This window comes from Mesorhizobium sp. M1A.T.Ca.IN.004.03.1.1 (assembly GCF_003997555.1).
GTDB lineage: Bacteria > Pseudomonadota > Alphaproteobacteria > Rhizobiales > Rhizobiaceae > Mesorhizobium.
Map to the genome: position 1 here is coordinate 85,907 of NZ_RZTV01000004.1, position 19,316 is coordinate 105,222.

Consider the following 19,316-nt stretch of genomic DNA (forward strand, 5'->3'; position numbering starts at 1 on the left):
GAACCTTGGCCAAGCTAGATCATCCCACTGTCAGATTCTGGCAGCAGCGATCAGCCAGTAGGCTCCTGCGCCGTTTTCAGGGCCGATTCATCGAGCGTCGCTCGCCATTCCTTGAGCATCGCCTGGCGGCGGCGCGGATAGCGGATCTCGGTGGCTGTGAGATCGGCCATGCGGTCGGCGCGGAAATGCCGGAAATCCTGGCGCAGCTCGCACCACGCCACCATCACCCGCACCTTGTCGAAGAAGCCGAGCGCGAACGGCCAGACCATGCGCTCAGAGGCCGCGCCGCCGGCGTCGCGGTAGAGGAGCCGAGCTTGCGCTCGCTGCGGATCGCCTGCCTGACGATGCCGAGATCGATCGCCTCGCCGCTCGCTGAATTCGGCCCGACCAGCAGCGTCGTGGCGTCGAGATCGTCACGCAGATCGTCCGGCAAGACCGCCGCGATCTTGGACAACGCATCCGCCGCCGCCGCGGCCAGCCGCTTGTCCGGCTGTTTCGCCACCCAGCGCGAGCCGAGCACGATCGCCTCGACCTCCTCGTCGGTGAACATCAGCGGCGGCAGCATGAAGCCGGGCTTCAGCACATAGCCCAGCCCCGCCTCGCCTTCGATCGGCGCGCCCTGCCCCTGCAGCGTCGCGATGTCGCGATAGAGCGTGCGGATCGACACGCCCATTTCCTCCGCAAGCGTGCGGCCGCTGACCGGCCGGCGGTGGCGGCGCAGAATCTGGATCAGGTCGAGCAGGCGTTCGGAACGGGACATGACCGGAGACTTGCCCGTTTCTTCGGGCGAGGTCCATCGCATCGCGACAGAACAGCGCCGGACCATGCGGTTGCGAAGGTCAAGGGCCTATGCCAAAAGCGGCGTGCCGTTCCGGAGATTGTTCTTGAAGTCCTTTCGCGACCGAAACCGCGACAACCGTCCGCGCCAGCCGGCGAATCCCCCCAGCCAGTCGCGGCTGCGGGAGGCGGCTTCGGCGGAGAGGTCGGAGCCGCATCATCGTCAGGAAGCAAAACCAGCGCAGCGCCCTCTTGCACGCCGCGAAGGCCCGTTGCCCGCCGAGCGCCTGCCGCTGATCCTCGAGGTTGCGCCCAACGCCGACTATGCTCTGCTGGACAGCGGCGCCGGCGAAAAACTGGAGCAGTATGGGCCCTACCGCATCGTGCGCCCCGAAGGCCAGGCTATCTGGCAGCGGGCGCTTCCCGCCAAGGAATGGCGGCGCGCCGACGCCATCTTCACCGGCGACACCGACGAGGAAGGCATCGGCCGCTGGCGTTTTCCAAAAACGCCGCTCGGCGAGACCTGGCCGATGAAGCATGACGGCATCGACTATCTCGGCCGCTTCACCTCATTCCGCCATGTCGGCGTCTTTCCCGAACAAGCCTCGCATTGGGACCACATGGCCGGCCTGATCGCCGCTGCAGGGCGACCGGTCAAGGTGCTGAACCTCTTCGGTTACACAGGCCTTGCCTCGCTGGTGGCGGCGCGCGCCGGCGCAGAGGTTACTCATGTCGACGCCTCGAAGAAGGCGATCGGATGGGCGCGCGAGAACCAGGAGAGAGCCGGCCTCTCCGACAAGCCGATCCGCTGGATCGTCGAGGACGCGGTTAAGTTCGCCGAGCGTGAGGAGCGCCGTGGCAGCCACTATGACATCGTGCTCTTCGACCCGCCCGCGTATGGCCGCGGTCCCAAGGGCGAGGTCTGGCAATTGTTCGAGGATCTGCCGGGCCTCACCGATCTCTGCCGCTCGATCCTGACGCCGAAGCCGATCGCCGTGGTGCTGACCGCCTATTCGATCCGCGCCTCCTTCTTCGCCATCCATGCCTTGATGCGGGAAGCCTTCGCCGGCATGGGCGGCACGGTCGAATCCGGCGAGCTGATCATCCGCGAGAAATCCGCCGGCCGCGCGCTGTCGACCTCGCTGTTCTCGCGCTGGGTGGCTTGAATGGTCCCGCATGATGGAGCCCGGCCCGTCGGGCAGGTCAAGGAAGTCACCAGCCTCGCCAATCCGCTGGTCAAGGACATCAAGGCGCTGGCGCTGAAGAAGTTTCGCGACCAGCAGAACGCCTTCATGGCGGAAGGCCTGAAGCTGGTCATCGACGCACTCGACCTCGGCTGGTCGATCAGGACGCTCGTCTTCGCCAAGGCCGGGCGCGGCAACGCGGCGATAGAAAAGGTCGCGGCGCGCACTGTCGCCGCCGGCGGCACTGTGCTCGAAGTCTCGGAAAAGGTGCTGGCGGCAATCACCCGCCGGGAAAATCCGCAAATGGTCGTCGGCGTCTTCGTCCAGCAGACGCTGCCGCTGAAGGATATCCGTGCCACGGACGGCGACGTCTGGGTCGCGCTCGACCGCGTTCGCGATCCCGGCAATCTCGGCACCGTCATCCGCACCGTCGACGCCGTCGGCGCCAGGGGCGTCATCCTGGTCGGCGACACCACCGATCCGTTTTCGCTTGAAACCGTGCGCGCCACCATGGGCTCGATCTTTGCCGTGCCGGTCGCGAAGGCGACGGAGCAGGCTTTTCTGGCCTGGCGACGCGACTTTCCGGGCCTCGTCGCCGGAACGCATCTGAAGGGCGCGGTCGACTACCGTTCGGTCGACTTTTCGAGAGGCCCGGTGCTGCTGTTGATGGGCAACGAGCAGCAGGGCCTGCCCGACAGCCTTGCGGATAGTTGCGACCGGCTGCTCAGGATCCCGCAGGCCGGACGCGCCGATTCTCTCAATCTGGCGGTTGCCACCGGCGTCATGCTGTTCGAAATCCGGCGTGGCGCGTTGAAGCTCGACCCCACTGCCGACTCGCGATGAGGGCTGCGAAAACGTGAAATCCTGGTTCCCTTACGCCCTGCTGGTCGTGCTCGCTATCGCACTCGACCAGTGGATAAAACAGCTGGTGGAAAACGGCCTCGCCTTCCAGGAAAAGGTCGATCTTCTGCCTTTCCTGGCGCTGTTTCGCACCTACAACACCGGCATCGCCTTCTCGATGTTCTCGTCCTTCGGCGACACCGGCCTGGTGGCCATCGCCGCGCTTGTCGTCGCCTTCGTGCTGTATCTGGCGGTGCGCACGCCCGCCGGCCACGTCCTTGCCCGGATCGGCTTCGCCCTGATCGTCGGCGGCGCGCTCGGCAATCTGATCGACCGCGCGGTCTACGGCCACGTGATCGACTATATTCTTTTCCACACGCCGGTCTGGTCCTTCGCGGTGTTCAACTTTGCCGACGCCTTCATTTCGGTCGGCGCCGCGCTGGTCGTGTTCGACGAGCTGATCGGCTGGCGGCGGGAAACCAGGTCCCAGGATCCAGGCAATTGACCAAGCGCGGCCACCGCCGCAAATTTGTTTCAAACAAAACGAGGAGACCAAAGTGTCCGATACCTTCAAAGCCATCCTCGTTTCGCGCGACGCCGAGAAGAAGCAGTCGGTCGAGATCGTCGACCTCACCGAAGCTGACCTGATGGAAGGCGATGTCACCGTCGCCGTCGAGGCGACGACGGTGAATTACAAGGATGGGCTGGCCATCACCGGCAAGGCCCCGGTGGTGCGCCGCTGGCCGCTGGTGCCCGGCATCGATTTCGCCGGCACTGTCATCGAATCTTCGCACCCCGACTGGCGCAAGGGCGACAAGGTCATCCTCAATGGCTGGGGCGTCGGCGAGACGCATTACGGCGCCTTTGCCGCCCGCGCCCGCGTCAAGGGCGACTGGCTGGTGCCGCTGCCCGACGGGATGAGCCCGCATGATGCGATGGCAGTCGGCACCGCCGGCTATACGGCAATGCTCGCCGTCATGGCGCTGGAGCGGCATGGCATCGTGCCGGATCGCGGACCGGTGGTGGTGACGGGGGCCGCCGGCGGCGTCGGCTCGGTCGCCATCTCGATCCTTTCCACCCTCGGCTACCATGTGATCGCCTCGACCGGGCGCAATGCTGAAAGCCCCTATCTGATCGACCTCGGCGCGGCTGAGGTGATCTCACGGGACGACCTCAGCCAGCCGGCCAAGCCGCTGGCCAAGGAACGCTGGGCCGGCGGCGTCGACTCGGTCGGCACCCATACACTGGCCAACGTGCTGTCGATGACGTCCTATGGCGGCGCGATCGCCGCGTGCGGCCTGGCCGGCGGCATGGACCTTCCGACGAGCGTCGCCCCCTTCATCCTGCGCGGCGTATCGCTGCTCGGCATCGATTCCGTCATGGCGCCGAAAGCGGTCCGCCTCGAGGCGTGGCGCCGCATCGGCGCCGACCTCGACCTCCAGAAACTGTCGACCCTGTCGCGCTCGATCGGCTTCGACGGCATCATCGGCGCTGCGCGCGATATCGTGGAGGGCAGGATCAGAGGCCGCGTGGTCGTCGATCTGTAGGGCGATCCCAGGAATAGCGTTCGGCGATTTCCCGTCCGAACTGCCCAAAATCAGGCAAAAACTGCCGGTTATCGGCACGGACGACTAAAATTCGAACGATCCGCCGCAATCTTCCATAATCTCTGTCTGGCAAGGTTTTCCGCATGCTCGCGGACTCCGACTTCAGACAGGACAGCAAAGCCGCAGGCGACGACGGACTGGGTCCTGACGCGCCGAAGCGGCAGGTGCTTGTCGCGCCGCCGCTGGTCCCCGCATTGCAAGCGGACAGTCATGAAGGCCTGCCGTTCCTGACGATCGTCGCCATAGTCGTCCTGGCCGGGCTGGCGCATCTCACCGGAGCGCCGATCTTCATCACCATAGGCCTCCTGGCGACGGGTCTGGGCGGCCTGATGATGCATCTGCGCAACCAGCGCGCCGAGCGGCGCACCGCCGCACTTCTCGACGAGACGGCCGCCCGTAGCCGCGCCGAGATCGAGACCCTCGCCGATCGCATGTGGGAGATGCAGGAGAGCGAAGAGCGTTTTCGCGGTCTGATCGATGCGCTCGGCGACCTCGTTGTCCATCGCGACCGCGACGGCCACATCGTCTACGCCAACAAGGTGTTCGCCTCGCTCGTCGAGATCGATCAGCGCGACCTCGCAGGCAAGACGCTTTCCGAGCTCGGCATCGACGTCGGCGTCGTGCCCGAGGCCGCCTTTTCGGATCATGAATGCCTGAGCTCCACCGATGTCGCCATCCGCACGCCGAACGGGCCGCGCTGGTTCTCCTGGATCGAGCTCTCGGTGCGGGACAGGGACACCGGTGCTGTTTCGCACCGGGCGATCGCCCGTGACATCACCGCCCGCAAGCGCGCCGAATCGTCGCTGATCACCGCCCGCGAGCGGGCCGAATACGCCAGCCAGGCCAAGTCGCGCTTCCTTGCCACCGTCAGCCACGAGATCCGCACGCCGATGAATGGCATCATGGGCATGGCGAAGCTGCTTGCCGACACCGACCTGTCGCCCGAGCAGCGTACCTATGTCGGCGCCGTCTCGACTTCCGCAAGCTCGCTGCTGGCGCTGATCGAGGATCTGCTCGACTACTCCAAGATCGAGGCCGGCCGCTTCGATCCCGAGCCGCAGCCGACATCACTGCGTGAGATCGCCGACAACATCATCGAGCTGCTGGCCGCGAAGGCCTTCTCCAAGACCATCGGCCTCGGCTGTCACGTCGAACCCGACGTGCCGCAGATGATCACCGCCGACCCCGGTCGCGTGCGCCAGGTGCTGCTCAACCTCATCGGCAATGCCGTCAAGTTCACCGACACAGGCGGCGTGCTGCTTACCGTCGCGCGCGCCAGCACCGAGAGCACCGACCGCATCCGCTTCACCATCGCCGACACCGGTCCGGGGCTGCGCGAAGAGGATATGGAGCGCATCTTCGAGGAATTCGAGCAATCCGACGGTACTTCGACCAGGGTGCACGGCGGCGCCGGTCTCGGCCTCGCCATCTCCAAGCGCCTGGTGATCGCCATGGGCGGCACGATCTCGGTTTCGAGCCGGCTAGGCGAGGGATCCGAATTCGTCTTCGACATTCCGGCGACCGCGGCAACCCAACCGCCACAGTATCGCCGGGACATCCTCTCGGGCCGACGCGCGGTGATCGTGTCCAAGAATGCCGTCGAGGCCGATGCCATCGCTCGCACCATCCGCGCGCATGGCGGTGCCGTCGAGATCGCGGCCACGCCGGACCAGGCCATTGCCTTCGCCGCCGGCTGCAACGTGCTTCTGGTCGACGCCGCGCTCGAGAACAGCGACGGCCGCCTGCTCAAGCGGCTGCGTCAGAGCGGTTTTGTCGACTGCCAGGCCATCACCCTGATCGCACCCGCCGATCGCGGCATGCTTGGCGAATTCCGCGCCAACGGCTACGCGACGTTCCTCGCCCGGCCGGTGCGCGGCGAAACGCTGCTGCGCGTGCTGTTGACCAGCCATGTGCCGGCACCCGCCGAGCCGCGGTCGGAACCGCGCGGCACCGCGTCCGTCCGCCGCCGCGACAAGGGCCTGTCCGTGCTGATCGCGGAGGACAATGACATCAACGCGATGCTTGCCCGCGCCACGCTGCTCAAGGCTGGACATCGCGTCAAGATCGTCAGCAACGGCAAGGCCGCGGTCGAAGCCGTCACCGACGCCGGCCTCAAGCATCGTTTCGATGTCGTGCTGATGGATCTCCACATGCCGGTGATGGACGGGCTGGACGCGATCGCCGCCATCCGCCGCCATGAGGAAGCGCTTGCCGTGCCGCCGATCCCGATCATGGTGCTTTCCGCCGACAGCCAGGAAAAGACGCGCCACACGGTTTTGGCCCACGGCGCCAGCGGCTTCGTCACCAAGCCTCTCGACCCCGATGCGCTCGTCCAGGCCGTCGAGAGCCAGGCAGCGGCGTAACGAATTTTTTAGACTTTCCGGAACGCCTTGGATTGCTTGGCTTTCGCAGCCATAAGATAGCCGGTTGAGGGTATTGCCCAGCCGACGAAGTATTGCCGGGATCGCCGTATCACGGTACTGTCACAATCCTGTTGCACCTACACCGTATCCCCGTGCCAAGAGGGATGGCTCGAAGGAGAATCACTCGTGCATACAGTCATGCCTGAATGCGATACTCGGCCGAACGCCAGCGCCCTTCTCGGCGCGCGTGCCGCCGACGCTTTCGCAAGCGGCGCACCGCTGGGCCGCATCGGCAACCTGGAAGTGCGGCTCGCCCGCAACGGGGCCGAGATCGCCGCCGCCCAGGAAGTGCGTTATCGGGTATTCTATGACGAACTCGGCGCGAGGAAGGATTTGTTCCAGGCGCAGGATCGGCGCGATGCCGACCGCTTCGACCCGCTCTGCGATCATCTCCTGGTTTTCGACACCTCGCTTCCCGGCCCAGAGCACCGCCGTATCGTCGGCACCTATCGCCTGCTGCGGCAGGAGATCGCCACCGCGGCGGGCGGCTTCTACTCCGAGGGCGAGTTCGAACTGACCAAGCTGGTGGCGCGCCATCCGGGCCAACGCTTCCTCGAACTCGGGCGCTCCTGCGTGCTGCCGGAATACCGCTCCAAGCGCACCATCGAGGCGCTCTGGCAAGGCATCTGGGCCTATATCAACCACTATGGCATCGGCGTGATGACCGGCTGCGCCTCCTTCCACGGCACCGTGCCGGCGGCGCATGCGGAGGCGCTTACCTATCTCGCCCATCACTGCCGCACCGACCAGGCCTGGGATGTCCGGGCGGTGGCCGGCCGCTACTGCTCGATGGACTTGATGCCGATCGAGGCGGTCAATGCCAAGGCCGCGATCGCCGCCATGCCGCCGCTCGTCAAAGGCTATCTGCGTGTCGGCGCCCGCATCGGCGACGGCTGCGTCATCGACCACGAATTCTCGACCGTCGACATTTTCGTCGTCATGCCGGTCAAGGAGATCGGCGCCCGCTACGTCAACTACTATGGCGGCGAAGGCCAGCGTTTCGCGGCGTGAGTCTGGCGAATAGCGAATAGCGAATAGCGAATAGCGAATAGCGAATAGCGAATAGCGAAGGAACTAACGATAGTAGGCTGACTACAACAGCCCTATTCGCTACTCTCTATTCGCTGTTCGCTGTTTGCTATCACGGAATATCCTCCGGCCTTCGCCCGGGCCGGCTCTTATAGGCCGGGAACGACCAGCCGAATTTGAGCGCCCCGCCCCGCACCAGGAAGGCCGCCGCAAAGCCGAGCAGGCTGGATGGCAGGGCCGACATGCCAACGAGATCGCCAACCGTGAAGAGCGCTGCACCCGCAAGCGCCGCGGTGACATAGATTTCGGGCCTGAGCAGCACGGAAGGCTCGCCTGCGATCAGGTCGCGCAATATGCCGCCGAAGGTCGCGGTGAGCACCCCGGTGATGACCGAAACGACCGGGGAGCCGGTGATCGCCAGGCCCTTTGCAGCCCCCATCACCGCAAAGGCGGCAAGTCCGATCGCATCGAGCCAGAGCAGCAGCTTGTAGCGGGATTCCACACGATGGGCGCTGAAGAAGACAAGCACTGCCATCACGGCGCAGATCAGCACATAGCCGCTGTTGGCGACCCAGAACACCGGCAGGTTGAGAATGACGTCGCGTAGCGTTCCGCCACCGATGCCGGTGATGCTGGCCAGAAACAGGAAGCCGATGATATCGAGCTCTTTGCGTGACGCGGCAAGTGCGCCGGTCGCCGCGAAGACGGCGACGCCGGCATAGTCGAGCAGCTCGATGGGATTCATGGGCGAGCGAATAGTGATTGGCGAATAGTCAGTGCACAGTGAATATCACGAAGCGGTGCGGTTGGAACCGCCTTCCCTGTTCGCTATTCCCTATTCGCTATTGGCTCCCTTCACGCATCCTTCTCGGCCTGCTCGTTCACCGGGCCCGGCTCGACTGGCGCTTCGGCGGCGGCGGCCTTTGGGCCGCCCTTGGAGACGCCGACCATCGCCGGCCTCAACACGCGCTCGCCGATCGAATAGCCGGGTTGCACGACCTGGACCACGGTCCCGGCCGGAACGTCGGGGTTGGGCACTTCGAACATCGCCTGATGGAAGTTCGGGTCGAACTTCTCGCCTTCGGGCGCAAGCTTCTTCACCCCGTGCCGCTCCAGCGCCGCCAGCATGGCGCGCTCGGTGAGGTCGACGCCCTCGATCAGCGCCTTGAAGCCGGCATCGCCGGAGGCCTTGGCCTCGGTCGGAATGGCGTCCAGCGCGCGGCGCAAATTGTCCGACACCGACAGCATGTCGCGCGCGAAATTGGCCACAGCGTAGGTGCGTGCGTCATGTACATCACGCGCGGTACGGCGCCGCAGATTCTCCATTTCGGCAGCTACGCGAAGCGCCCGATCCTTCAGTTCCTCGTTTTCCTTCAGCAACCGCACAAGCGCCTCATAGTCGCCGTCGACGCCGCCTTCCGTACGTTCGCCGGAAGCCCGGGCCTCGGAAGCCGGGCTGGCTTCGATTTCCTCGGGCGCGCGTTCGTCTTTTGCCTGGTCGCTCATCGCCGTTTCCCGTCATTCGGATTGGTTTGGATTTGCGCCCGATATCGAGGTTTAGGGGCCAAAAATCAAGGGGCAAGCACCGATGACGGCCCTTCCGCGATCGTTCCAAATTAATTCAAATTTTACCGTACCGGACGGCTTTGCTTGCCGCTAAGGGCCTATGCGGGAACCATTGCCGGGCTGCGAGAGTTTCGAAGCCGACACAGGATTTTGGGACCATGAAGGGCAACATCGGCGAAAGGCGCGCCAAGCTCGCCGACGATATCAGGCGACAGGTTGGCACCGAAGCGACCAAGCGCCTTCTGCGCACGCTTCCGGCATTTCGCCTGGAAAAAGAAGTGCCCAAGCAGTTCACGGATCTGCTCGACCGCCTGGACGGCGCCGAGACGGACAAGGCGGACGGCCAGCGGCAGCACTAGACCGCCCTTCCCCAGTTCCACAGCGTAAGGCGCTGAGGAGCTATGCGGCTCTGCGCTCGTCGCGCATCAGAGCCTCGCCATGACGGATCTCGGTGCCAAGCACCTTGAGGCACTCCCGCATGAACGACGCAAGGCCGGGCCATCCCTTTGCCGAAACCAGATTGCCGTCGACATGCGCGCCGGTCGGCGACACGTCGATATAGGTGCCCCCGGCAAGCGTCACTTCGGGCTCGCAATACTGCAGCGCCGCCACCTCCCTGCCGCGCACCACGCCGTCGACCGCGATCAGGATTTGCACACCGTGGCAGATGGTGAAGATCGGCTTGCCGGTCTCGTGGAAATGCCTGACCAGCGCCTGCACGCGCTTGTCGATGCGAATATATTCCGGCCCGCGTCCGCCCGCAGCGTAGACCGCGTCGTAATCGGCGGGATTCACCTCGGCGAATGTCTTGTTGAGGATATAGTCGTGGCCGAGCTTTTCCGTATAGGTCTGATGGCCCTCGAAGTCGTGCAGCGAGGTCTTGAGCACGTCGCCGGCCTTCTTGTCCGGGCAGACGACATGGACTGTGTGGCCGACCGCATGCATCGCCTGCTCAAAAACGAAAATCTCGTATTCTTCGCTGAACTCGCCAACGAGCATCAGTATCTTCTTGCCTACCATGCCGTTTCCTCCTTTGCCGGCTGTTTATTTCGGAGCGCGAAATAATCACCGTATCCTAAGGGCAAGACGGCAAAAGAGAAAGTGAAATTCGCAGAAATGGTCTGACCAGATTGTTGCAAAGAGGCGCGTAGAACTGAATCGACTGCGCCAAGACGTCAAAAGCAAGGTGCTTGGTCAGACCAAAGCTGCAGGCTCGCTTGGTTTACCGGATGGCTGCCTTCGGCGGTCAGCGCGGGGACGGCTCAGCCCGGGCGTTTGCGCCGCCAGGAATATTTCGGGCCCTTGGCTTCCGGCTCTACCGCCGGCTGGTAATAGACTGGCAAGCCTCCTGTGCGCCCTTCCTCCAGCCGCTTCAACAGCACCGGATTGGAGACCTCGAACTCGTCGAAGCCGAGCCGCAGCATATGCGGCAATTGATCGACCAGGACCTGGCCCGTGGCGCGCACCGCGCCTTTGAAGTTATGCCGGGTGCGCAGCAATTCGCCCTTGGAGAAGGAGCGGCCGTCGTTGAAGGCCGGGAAGGCAAGCGCCACCAGCGACAGCTGGTCGAGCAGGCCGACGATCTTGTCGAGCTCGTCGCCGGGGAGCAGGAGCACGCCGAGGCGCTCCTTGGCCGACCTGCGGATATCGTCATCGAGCCCGAGAAAGGCCTGCAACGGGAGGATGAAGCGGCCATTGCCGGCAAGCGCTTCGGCGCTCTCGGCATGGGTCCATTCGTCCTCGCGGAAACCGTTCGGGGTCCAGAGGCGGGTTTCCGATTTGGTCGGCTCAGTCATCAAAATTCCTAATGCCCTAAGATCCTAATGCCCTAAGAATGAAAGGATATGTCGCTGTTCAGGTCGGCCCGGAGTCGAAAATGGTGGCTTTCGAGAACGGGAGCGGAACGTACTTCAACTACGCGAGCTCCGAAAGCGCAGGAACCCGCCATTTGCAGGCCGGCCTCACCTGAGTAGCGGCTGTCCTTAAAGTGATGCGTCGGTCAGCGACTTCTCCAGCCCCGACAGATGGATGCCGCACTCGGTCTTGGCGTGCCCCGCCCAGCGGCCGCTGCGCGCATCCTCGCCTGGCTGTACCGGCTGCGTGCAGGGGAAGCAGCCGATCGACAGATAGCCATAGGCGACCAGCGGGTTTTCGCGCAGCGCATGCGCGCGCATGTAGTCGGCCTGGTCGGATGTCGTCCAATGCGCGAGCGGATTGATGCGGATGCGCGAGCCGACGGCCTCGAAGACCGGGAGTGCCGCGCGCGTCGAAGCCTGGAAGCGCTTGCGCCCGGTGAACCAGGCGCGGAACGGCTCGACGCCACGCGCCAGCGGCTCGACCTTGCGCAGGTTGCAACAGGCGTCGGTATCGGTCTCATACAGCCTGCCGGTCGGATCGACGCGTTCGAGCGCCGCTTCGTCCGGCTTGATCACTCTCACATCGGTCAGGCCGAAATCGGCGACCAGCGCGTCGCGGTAGCCCAGCGTCTCCTCGAAATGCTTGCCGGTGTCGAGAAAGATCACTGGCAGCGAGCGGTCGATCTCGGCAATCATGTGCAGGAGGACTGCCGAATCGGCTCCGAAGGACGATACGGCGGCAACGTCGCCGCGGAAAAATTCACGCGCCGAGCGCTCGATGATCTCGATCGGCTTCAGATGGCCGAGCAGCGCGTCGAGCCCCGCCGCTTCCGCGGCAACGCCGGCCTCGACGCCGCCGATCCGGTCAAGCGGCCTTGGTTTCGCCAGCATAGAGCGCCTCCTTGAACGGCGCGGGACCGACACGGCGGTAGGCGTCGATAAAACGTTCACTGGGATTGAGCCGAAGGCCGAGATAGGTGTCGACGATCTGCTCGATGGCATCGGTGATTTCTTCCGAAGAGAAACCGCGGCCGATGATCTCGCCGACCGACGTGTTCTCGTCGGCCGAGCCGCCAAGCGTGACCTGGTAGAGCTCGGAGCCCTTCTTCTCCACGCCGAGAATGCCGATATGGCCGACATGGTGGTGGCCGCAGGCGTTGATGCAGCCGGAGATCTTCAGCTTCAGCTCACCGATCTCGCGCTGCCGCTCCAGCGAGGCAAAGCGGCGCGAGATTTCCTGGGCAACCGGGATCGAACGCGCGGTAGCAAGCGCGCAATAATCGAGGCCGGGGCAAGAGATGATATCGCTGATCAGGTTGGAATTGGCGGTCGCCAAGCCGATCTCGACCAGGGCGTCATAGACGGCCTTGAGGTCGGCGCGCGCCACATGCGGCAGGATCAGGTTCTGCTCGTGGCTGACGCGCAGCTCGTCGAAGGCGTATTTCTCGGCGATGTCGGCGACCGCCTCCATCTGGCTGTCGGAGGCGTCGCCGGGCACCTCGCCGATGCCCTTGAGCGAGATCGTCACCGCCGCATAGTCGGGGTGGCGATGCGTTACGACATTCTGGTCGAGCCACTCCGAAAAACTCTTGGAATCGAGCCGCGTCTGCTTCACCTGCGCGTCGCCTTCCGGCCGGTCAGGCAATGCCGGCGGCGCGAAATAGGCATTGATCGCCTGGATGTCGGCGTCCGGCAGCTTCAGCTCCGCGTCCTTCAACTCCTGCCATTCGGCCTCGATCTGGCGGGTGATCTCCTCGACCCCGGTCTCGTGGACGAGGATCTTGATACGCGCCTTGTACTTGTTATCGCGGCGGCCATAGAGGTTGTAAACGCGCAGGATCGCCGTGCAGTAGGACAACAGCTCGGCTTCCGGCAGGAAGTCGCGGATCTTCTTGGCGACCATCGGCGTGCGGCCCTGGCCGCCACCGACATAGACGGCAAAGCCCAGCTCGCCGGCCGCGTTCTTCTTCAGATGCAGCCCGATGTCGTGCGTCTGGATGGCGGCGCGATCACGCTCGGCGCCGGTCACCGCGATCTTGAACTTGCGCGGCAGGTACGAGAACTCCGGATGCACCGACGACCACTGGCGCAGGATCTCCGCATAGGGACGCGGATCGGCAACCTCGTCGGCGGCCGCGCCGGCGAAATGATCCGCGGTGACGTTGCGGATGCAGTTGCCGCTGGTCTGGATGGCATGCATTTCGACACTCGCCAGATCAGCAAGGATCGCCGGGATGTCGGACAGCGCCGGCCAGTTGAACTGGATGTTCTGGCGCGTGGTGAAGTGGCCGTAGCCCTTGTCGTATTTGCGGGCGATGTGGCCGAGCATGCGCAATTGCCTGCTGTTCAGCGTGCCATAGGGCACGGCGATACGCAGCATATAGGCGTGCAGCTGCAAATAGACGCCGTTCATCAGCCGGAGCGGCCGGAACTGGTCCTCGGTGATATCGCCGGCAAGCCGGCGCTGCACCTGGTCGCTGAACTCGGCGACGCGGGCCTTTACGAAATCGTGGTCGAACTCGTCGTAACGGTACATGCTTCGTCTTTCAGGGCCCGTCCGCCCGCTTTCTTGTGTTCTATGCCGCCCGTGCCGGAGCCGGGCTCGCCTGCTTGCCGAGGTCGGTGCGGATGGTGGGGCCCGCGGCGCGGATCTTCTCGCGCAGCCGCACCGGCTCGACCGCGCCGTTGATCACGGTCACATCGATCAGGTTGACGTCGACGACTTCGTTGCTGGCAGCGGCCGCGGCGCCGATGGCCTCGAGCCGATCCTCCGCCGCCTTGTCATGGGCGATGTCGGCACGAGTGACGGTCTCCGCCCAGCCGCCATCGGCGTACCAGACGGCGATACCGTCCGAGAGCCTGTTCGCGGTCAGAACCTTCATTGCTCAACTCCTTCGGCCGCTACGCCGGCCGTATCTTCACGCGTGTGCGCCGCAAGCGGCTCGGATTGTTCGAAATTGGCGCCGGCGACCGCGTCGCCGATGATGGTCATGACCGGACCGGTAAGATCGGCGCGCGCTTCCAGCGACGGCAGGTCGGCGAGCGTGCCGTGGAAGCGGCGGCGATTGCCAAGGCTGGCATTCTCCACCACGGCGACGGCGGTATCGGGCGACAGCCCGGCTTCGATCAGCCGGCTGGCGACTTCGGCTGCAACCGAGCGGCCCATATAGACGGCGACGGTGGCGCCGGAAATGGCAAGCTTTGCCCAATCGGGCAGTGAGTTGCCCTTGAGGTCATGCCCGGTGGTGAACACCATCGAGGACGTCACGCCGCGCAGCGTCAGCGGCAATTCGAAATCGGCGGCCGCGGCGAAGGCGGCGGTCACGCCCGGAACCACCTCATAGGCGATGCCGGCCTCGCGAAGTGCTGCCATTTCCTCGCCCGCCCGCCCGAACACAAGCGGATCGCCTGATTTCAGCCGCACCACGCGCTTGCCGGCGCGGCCAAGCTCGATGAGCAGAGCGTTGATTTCTTCCTGGCTCTTGGAATGGCAGCCCTTGCGCTTGCCGACAGGCAAGCGCTCGGCATCGCGGCGCCCCATGGCGACGATCGCTTCCGGCACCAGCGCGTCATAGACGATCGCGTCGGCCTCCATCAGCAGGCGGTGGGCGCGCAGCGTCAAAAGATCCTCCGCGCCCGGGCCGGCGCCGACCAGAGCGATGTGACCTGCGGTCGGCGCGTCCGAAGTCAAAAGTTCAAGCGCAGCGCTATGCGCCCTGGCGAACTCTCCGGCTTCAACCGCCTTGGCCGGGAGGCCGGCGAAGAAATCGCTCCAGAACCGGCGGCGGCGATTGCCCTTCGGCAGCCGCTCGGCAGCAGTGCGAAACGACGACGCCAAGGCTGCCAGCCGGCCAAGCGACGGCGACAGCATGCGATCGATGCGCACCCGCAGCAGCTGCGCCAGCACAGGGCCGGCGCCCTCGGTGCCGATGGCGATGGCGACCGGCGCGCGGTTGACCAGCGCCGGGGTGAAGAAATCGCAGAGCTCAGGCCGGTCGACGGCGTTGACCGGAATGCCCAGCCGGCGGGCGTCTTCGACGACGCGACGGTCGAGCGCCTCGTCGCCGCTGGCGGCAAACACCATGGCCGCGTCCTCGAGGTGCGCGGCATCGTAGGCGACGTCGACGTGGACAGCGCCGGCGGTTGCAATGAAATTCAGAAGCTCGGGATCGGCATTGTCCGCAATGATGCGCAGCGTCGCGTTTGACTGAGCAAGCAGCCTGGCCTTGGCCAGTGCCTCCTCGCCGTTGCCGACGATGGCCACGGCTTCGCCGTCGACCCGCAGGAAGACGGGGAAGGCGTTGAGCTTGGCATTGGCTGGCGACATGGCGATAAACAGTACGAGAACAGTCTGGCAGTTTTATGCGGGCCTGGGAAAAACCAGAAGGCAAGCACTCGCGCATCCCTTGATGGCAGGCAATCGCTTTTTCGCAGCCGCGAAAGGCAGGAGAAAAAAATTCTACGTCGGAGCTTGAGGTGGTCGGGCACCTCTCCGAGAGCTACTGATCCGGCAGAGTTTTTAGCGCCGTGCAGCCGACACGGCAAACGGTTTTTTCTAAATTCTACCAATTAAGTAGATTAAGACGCGTCTTGCTGGTGGGTGAGATCGCTGCCGCTTGCAGCACATCCTGCAGTCGTTAGTTGATCCGGAACTATCATGCTCGGCGGCACGTTTCGCTAACGATCCATCCCGTCGGTCGAGCCGCTCTCGCGGGGCTCGATTTGTGCTCAAGGCAAGGAGGAAAATCATGAACATCAAGCTTAAACGCGGTCTCTGGGTGGTCGTGGCCGACGGCGAGAAGGCGCTTTTCCTCCGCAATGAAGGCGATAGCAAGTTTCCGAACCTCGAGGTGGTTCAGGAGATGGAGCAGGAAAATCCCGCCACCAGGGAGCAAGGCACCGATAAACCGGGCCGGTATGCCGAAGGGCCACGCAGCGCGATCGAAGAAACCGACTGGCATCGCCTCGGCAAGGAACGTTTCGCAAGCGATATTGCCGATCGGCTCTACAAGCTTGCACATCGGGGTGAGTTCGACCAGCTCGTGCTGATCGCGCCGCCGCAGGTGCTCGGCGAGATGCGTCAGAAGCTGCACAAGGAAGTCAGTGAAAAAGTGCAGGCCGAAATCCCCAAGACGCTGACCAATCATACCGTCTTCGACATCGAGAATCTGCTCAAAGCGGCCTGAGCGGCACGCAGGAACGCACAGTGCAGGGGATTGATGCCGTGCCCCTGATGGCGACTCGCTCTGATTTTCTCATCCGGCGCCCGATCGCGGCGCCGATTTCCGTGTAGCGGTGGTTGCGTCACCGCCCCTCCCCCGACCATATTGGGAAGGGGCGGCGGCCCTCGGGGCGGCGCTTATCGACATCGTGAATTCTCGGAAGGCGCTCCATAGACAATGCCGCATGACACGCCCCTGATCGCCACCATCGTCGCCGGTTTGGGGCTTGCCTTCGTTTTCGGAGCATTGGCCAACCGATTCCGCATCCCGCCGCTGGTCGGCTATCTCGTGGCCGGTGTGCTGGTCGGGCCGAACACGCCGGGCTTCGTCGCCGACGCCAGCCTTGCCAACGAGCTCGCCGAGATCGGCGTCATCCTGCTGATGTTCGGCGTCGGCCTGCATTTCTCGCTGAAGGATCTTTTGTCGGTCCGCGCAATCGCCGTGCCCGGCGCCGTCGTGCAGATCGGCTTTGCCACGCTGCTCGGCGTCGGCCTCGCCTGGCTGCTTGGCTGGTCGCTCGGCGCCGGCCTTGTCTTCGGCCTCGCGCTCTCCGTCGCCTCGACCGTCGTGCTGCTGCGCGCCATGCAGGAGCGGCGGCTGATCGAGACCGAGCGCGGCCGCATCGCCGTCGGCTGGCTGATCGTCGAGGATTTGGCCATGGTGCTGGCGCTGGTGCTTTTGCCGGCGCTCGCCGGCGTGCTTGGCGGCCAGCCGCAGGCCGACGACCATGCGAGCCTGCTTTCGCTGCCCGCCAGCCACGGCATATGGGGCGTGGTCGGCATAACGCTGGCCAAGGTCGTCGCCTTCGTCGTCGTCATGCTGGTCGTAGGCCGCAGGGTCATCCCCTGGATCCTGCACTATGTCGCCCATACCGGCTCACGCGAGCTGTTCCGGCTCTCGGTGCTTGCCATCGCGCTCGGCGTCGCCTTCGGCGCGGCGAAGCTGTTCGGCGTCTCGCTGGCGCTCGGCGCCTTCTTCGCCGGCATGGTCATGAGCGAGTCCGAGCTCAGCCACCGGGCGGCGGAAGAATCGCTGCCGCTGCGCGACGCTTTTTCCGTGCTGTTCTTCGTTTCCGTCGGCATGCTGTTCGATCCGTTCAGCCTGGTCAGCAACGGCCTGCCGATCCTGGCGACCTTAGCCATCATCCTCATCGGCAAATCGCTCGCCGCTTTCGTCATCGTGATCGCCTTCCGCTATCCGGTCGCGACCGCGCTGATGATCTCGGCCAGCCTTGCCCAGATCGGCGAATTCTCCTTTATCCTGGCCGAGCTCGGCGTCGGGTTGAAGCTTCTGCCCGAACAGGGCCGCGACCTCATTCTGGCCGGCGCCATCCTGTCGATCCTGCTCAACCCGCTGATGTTCCTGATCGTCGACAGGATGAAGCCGTGGCTGGAAAAGCGCGCCGGCAAAACGGCAGAGCCCGAGGAATCAAGGCCGATCGGCCCGGCGACCGAGCCCGGCCAGGTGGCCTCGGCGGCGGCAGTGTCTGAAAGCGAGAATGGTCTGCCGCCGCGAACGGGACTCACCGACCATTCCATCCTGATCGGCTATGGACGTGTCGGCAGCCTCGTGGGTGCCGCGCTGAAACAAGCCGCCCTGCCCTTCCTGGTCGTCGAGGATGCCGACAAGACGCTGGCGAAGCTGAGGGCCGAGGGCGTCGAAACGGTGGCCGGCAATGCCGCCAATGCGGACGTCTTCGCGGCCACCAATCCGGAAGGCGCCAAACGGCTGATCCTCGCCATCCCCAACGCCTTCGAGGCGGGACAGGTGGTGTTGCGGGCGCGCGCGGCCAATCCCGGCATCAGCGTCATTGCGCGCGCCCATTCCGATGCCGAGGTCGAGCATCTCAAGGCTCTCGGCGCCGACACCGTGATCATGGGCGAGCGCGAAATAGCACGCGGCATCGTCGAGGCGGTTACCGGCATGTCACCCGCTCGGTTGGACGACGCCGCTGCCGAGATCAGGCCGCAGCCTGCCTGACGCTCGCCTGCACAAACCAAGCGGATCAGGAAACGAATAACGGAAGCGATGTCGCTGAGATGGAAGTCACACGTGCTGGCCGCCATTGATGTGGATTTCCGAGCCGGTCACGTAGGACGCCTGGCCCGAACACAGGAAAAAGATGATGTCGGCCACTTCCGACGTGGCGCCCAGCCTTCTCAGCGGGATCGTCTCGACGATCTTGTCGGTGCCGGGCGACAGGATCGCCGTGTCGATCTCGCCCGGCGCGATCGCATTGACGCGGATGCCGTGCGGCCCGAAGTCATGCGCCATCTCGCGCGTCAGAGAACCCAGCGCCGCCTTCGACGTCGCATAGGCCGTGCCGGCAAATGGATGCACGCGCGTGCCGGCGATCGAGGTGACGTTGACGATTGAGCCCTTGGCGGCGGCGAGTTCCTTGAACAGCCCTCTCGCCAGCATGATCGGCGCGAAGAAATTGACCTGGAACACGTCGCGCCAGACATGCATCGGCGTCTCGATCGAGTTCATCCGGCCGCCGTCCTTGAGCTTCGGCGAGATGCCGGCATTGTTGACCAGCGCGTGCAACTGCCCGCCATGCGCCTCCAGCCGGTGGCGGATTTCCGAGACGGCAATGCCGACATCCTCCTGGTCGGCAAGGTCGACCTTGATGTGGTCCTCGGGACCGGCCGGCCATGGACAGTCCTCGGCAAAGGCCTGGCGCGAGCAGGTGATGACGCGCCAGCCCTCGCGTGAAAAGCGTTTCACCGTCGCATGGCCGATGCCGCGGCTGGCGCCGGTGAGAACGATGGTTTTTCTGCTGTCGATTTCGGCCATGGCTTGATCTCCGGCC

The 19,316-nt window shown here is 64.6% G+C and carries 18 protein-coding genes and 1 pseudogene; 9 read left to right on the forward strand and 10 right to left on the reverse strand.

The window, feature by feature from the left end:
- Positions 1-50: 50 nt before the first annotated feature.
- A pseudogene (locus tag EOD29_RS14355) lies at positions 51-760 on the reverse strand (YafY family protein).
- A gap of 124 nt (positions 761-884) precedes the next feature.
- Between EOD29_RS14355 and EOD29_RS14360 the strand changes: the two are divergent.
- The 6 genes from EOD29_RS14360 to EOD29_RS14385 all read left to right on the forward strand — a co-directional run bounded on the left by EOD29_RS14360 (position 885) and on the right by EOD29_RS14385 (position 7,842).
- On the forward strand, positions 885-1,943 hold the full coding sequence (locus EOD29_RS14360) for a class I SAM-dependent rRNA methyltransferase (RefSeq protein WP_067318889.1): 1,059 nt from the start codon (positions 885-887) through the stop codon (positions 1,941-1,943).
- Positions 1,944-2,804, forward strand: a complete 861-nt coding sequence (locus EOD29_RS14365) for an RNA methyltransferase (protein WP_127247049.1) — start codon at positions 1,944-1,946, stop codon at positions 2,802-2,804.
- Between the two features lie 13 nt (positions 2,805-2,817).
- Positions 2,818-3,306: a signal peptidase II gene (gene lspA, locus EOD29_RS14370; RefSeq protein ID WP_127247050.1), complete on the forward strand. Its 489-nt coding sequence runs from the start codon at positions 2,818-2,820 to the stop codon at positions 3,304-3,306.
- Positions 3,307-3,358: 52 nt separating this feature from the next.
- A complete protein-coding gene (locus tag EOD29_RS14375) occupies positions 3,359-4,348 on the forward strand; it encodes an MDR family oxidoreductase (protein ID WP_095823598.1) in 990 nt (329 codons plus the stop codon).
- A gap of 143 nt (positions 4,349-4,491) precedes the next feature.
- Entirely contained in the window at positions 4,492-6,771 is a 2,280-nt protein-coding gene (locus tag EOD29_RS14380) for a PAS domain-containing hybrid sensor histidine kinase/response regulator (RefSeq protein WP_095800575.1), read from the forward strand.
- A 186-nt stretch (positions 6,772-6,957) separates the two neighbouring features.
- Positions 6,958-7,842 carry a GNAT family N-acetyltransferase gene (locus EOD29_RS14385; protein WP_082953625.1) on the forward strand — a complete coding sequence of 295 codons (885 nt, stop codon included), beginning with the start codon at positions 6,958-6,960 and terminating at the stop codon, positions 7,840-7,842.
- Between the two features lie 130 nt (positions 7,843-7,972).
- Here the strand turns inward: EOD29_RS14385 and EOD29_RS14390 are convergent, their stop codons facing one another.
- Together EOD29_RS14390 and grpE are read right to left on the reverse strand one after the other, a co-directional pair.
- The gene (locus EOD29_RS14390; RefSeq protein ID WP_067318898.1) at positions 7,973-8,605 is read right to left on the reverse strand and encodes a trimeric intracellular cation channel family protein; all 633 of its coding nucleotides are present in this window, start codon (positions 8,603-8,605) and stop codon (positions 7,973-7,975) included.
- A 110-nt stretch (positions 8,606-8,715) separates the two neighbouring features.
- On the reverse strand, positions 8,716-9,366 hold the full coding sequence (gene grpE / locus EOD29_RS14395) for a nucleotide exchange factor GrpE (protein WP_127247051.1): 651 nt from the start codon (positions 9,364-9,366) through the stop codon (positions 8,716-8,718).
- 218 nt (positions 9,367-9,584) lie between these two features.
- Between grpE and EOD29_RS14400 the strand changes: the two genes are divergently transcribed.
- Positions 9,585-9,785 (forward strand): hypothetical protein, encoded by a 201-nt coding sequence (locus EOD29_RS14400; RefSeq protein ID WP_067318902.1) that lies wholly within the window; start codon positions 9,585-9,587, stop codon positions 9,783-9,785.
- Between the two features lie 40 nt (positions 9,786-9,825).
- Here EOD29_RS14400 and EOD29_RS14405 read toward each other — a convergent pair whose 3' ends face one another.
- From EOD29_RS14405 to cysG, 6 genes are all read right to left on the reverse strand, one after another.
- A complete protein-coding gene (locus tag EOD29_RS14405; protein WP_067318906.1) occupies positions 9,826-10,446 on the reverse strand; it encodes a DJ-1/PfpI family protein in 621 nt (206 codons plus the stop codon).
- A 242-nt stretch (positions 10,447-10,688) separates the two neighbouring features.
- The gene (locus EOD29_RS14410) at positions 10,689-11,222 is read right to left on the reverse strand and encodes a DUF934 domain-containing protein (protein ID WP_067318908.1); all 534 of its coding nucleotides are present in this window, start codon (positions 11,220-11,222) and stop codon (positions 10,689-10,691) included.
- A gap of 186 nt (positions 11,223-11,408) precedes the next feature.
- Positions 11,409-12,173, reverse strand: a complete 765-nt coding sequence (locus tag EOD29_RS14415) for a phosphoadenylyl-sulfate reductase (RefSeq protein WP_067318910.1) — start codon at positions 12,171-12,173, stop codon at positions 11,409-11,411.
- Complete coding sequence (locus EOD29_RS14420; protein WP_127247052.1) at positions 12,148-13,818, reverse strand: nitrite/sulfite reductase; 1,671 nt, start codon at positions 13,816-13,818, stop codon at positions 12,148-12,150. Before EOD29_RS14420 ends, EOD29_RS14415 begins: the two co-directional genes overlap by 26 nt.
- A gap of 40 nt (positions 13,819-13,858) precedes the next feature.
- Positions 13,859-14,164 (reverse strand): DUF2849 domain-containing protein, encoded by a 306-nt coding sequence (locus EOD29_RS14425; protein WP_127242316.1) that lies wholly within the window; start codon positions 14,162-14,164, stop codon positions 13,859-13,861.
- Positions 14,161-15,609 (reverse strand): siroheme synthase CysG, encoded by a 1,449-nt coding sequence (gene cysG, locus EOD29_RS14430; RefSeq protein ID WP_127247053.1) that lies wholly within the window; start codon positions 15,607-15,609, stop codon positions 14,161-14,163. Before cysG ends, EOD29_RS14425 begins: the two co-directional genes overlap by 4 nt.
- A 418-nt stretch (positions 15,610-16,027) precedes the next feature.
- Between cysG and EOD29_RS14435 the strand changes: the two genes are divergently transcribed.
- Positions 16,028-16,468, forward strand: a complete 441-nt coding sequence (locus tag EOD29_RS14435; protein ID WP_164747059.1) for a host attachment family protein — start codon at positions 16,028-16,030, stop codon at positions 16,466-16,468.
- A gap of 213 nt (positions 16,469-16,681) precedes the next feature.
- Positions 16,682-18,484 (forward strand): YbaL family putative K(+) efflux transporter, encoded by a 1,803-nt coding sequence (ybaL, locus tag EOD29_RS14440; protein ID WP_245475345.1) that lies wholly within the window; start codon positions 16,682-16,684, stop codon positions 18,482-18,484.
- Positions 18,485-18,550: 66 nt separating this feature from the next.
- Here ybaL and EOD29_RS14445 read toward each other — a convergent pair whose 3' ends face one another.
- The gene (locus tag EOD29_RS14445) at positions 18,551-19,300 is read right to left on the reverse strand and encodes an SDR family oxidoreductase (protein ID WP_067004093.1); all 750 of its coding nucleotides are present in this window, start codon (positions 19,298-19,300) and stop codon (positions 18,551-18,553) included.
- Positions 19,301-19,316 lie beyond the last annotated feature (16 nt).

Excerpts from the sequence above, each read along its gene's own strand:
- EOD29_RS14415 (WP_067318910.1), bottom strand. The coding sequence starts at position 12,173 with ATGCTGGCGAAACCAAGGCCGCTTGACCGGATCGGCGGCGTCGAGGCC.
- EOD29_RS14365 (WP_127247049.1), top strand. The coding sequence starts at position 1,944 with ATGGTCCCGCATGATGGAGCCCGGCCCGTCGGGCAGGTCAAGGAAGTC.
- EOD29_RS14445 (WP_067004093.1), bottom strand. The coding sequence starts at position 19,300 with ATGGCCGAAATCGACAGCAGAAAAACCATCGTTCTCACCGGCGCCAGC.
- cysG (WP_127247053.1), bottom strand. The coding sequence starts at position 15,609 with ATGTCGCCAGCCAATGCCAAGCTCAACGCCTTCCCCGTCTTCCTGCGG.
- EOD29_RS14425 (WP_127242316.1), bottom strand. The coding sequence starts at position 14,164 with ATGAAGGTTCTGACCGCGAACAGGCTCTCGGACGGTATCGCCGTCTGG.
- ybaL (WP_245475345.1), top strand. The coding sequence starts at position 16,682 with ATGCCGCATGACACGCCCCTGATCGCCACCATCGTCGCCGGTTTGGGG.
- EOD29_RS14400 (WP_067318902.1), top strand. The coding sequence starts at position 9,585 with ATGAAGGGCAACATCGGCGAAAGGCGCGCCAAGCTCGCCGACGATATC.
- EOD29_RS14405 (WP_067318906.1), bottom strand. The coding sequence starts at position 10,446 with ATGGTAGGCAAGAAGATACTGATGCTCGTTGGCGAGTTCAGCGAAGAA.
- EOD29_RS14420 (WP_127247052.1), bottom strand. The coding sequence starts at position 13,818 with ATGTACCGTTACGACGAGTTCGACCACGATTTCGTAAAGGCCCGCGTC.
- grpE (WP_127247051.1), bottom strand. The coding sequence starts at position 9,366 with ATGAGCGACCAGGCAAAAGACGAACGCGCGCCCGAGGAAATCGAAGCC.
- EOD29_RS14390 (WP_067318898.1), bottom strand. The coding sequence starts at position 8,605 with ATGAATCCCATCGAGCTGCTCGACTATGCCGGCGTCGCCGTCTTCGCG.
- EOD29_RS14380 (WP_095800575.1), top strand. The coding sequence starts at position 4,492 with ATGCTCGCGGACTCCGACTTCAGACAGGACAGCAAAGCCGCAGGCGAC.
- EOD29_RS14410 (WP_067318908.1), bottom strand. The coding sequence starts at position 11,222 with ATGACTGAGCCGACCAAATCGGAAACCCGCCTCTGGACCCCGAACGGT.